The 240-nt window shown below is 46.2% G+C and carries 1 pseudogene; it reads right to left on the bottom strand.

Annotation, left to right across the window (positions count from 1 at the left end):
• Nucleotides 1-20 precede the first annotated feature (20 nt).
• Nucleotides 21-240, bottom strand: a pseudogene (locus KVT11_RS20490) (M20/M25/M40 family metallo-hydrolase); the annotation flags it as partial.

Here is a 240-nt window from a genome sequence, read left to right as displayed (position 1 = left end):
ATGATGACTCGAATCTTTTACGACAGGGGCAGACCGTCATCATTTAACATTTTCAATGCGTAAAACACCGCCATGGTCGGCCCTTTATCATCAATGGCTCCACTTGCAAAGATTTTATTTTCTCTTATGTCCGCTGAAAATGGCGGGGTTGTCCTGTCGTCACGCGCACGCACGACATCCACATGGCATAGCACACCGACGATAACTTCGCCTTCTCCATATTCAATATGACCAGCATAA

The organism is Bacillus sp. GbtcB10, assembly GCF_019091365.1.
In the GTDB taxonomy this organism is placed as follows: Bacteria; Bacillota; Bacilli; order Bacillales; family Bacillaceae; genus Bacillus; species Bacillus altitudinis.
The sequence above is the reverse complement of the archived record's forward strand: the minus strand, read 5'-3'. Positions and strand labels throughout refer to the sequence as shown.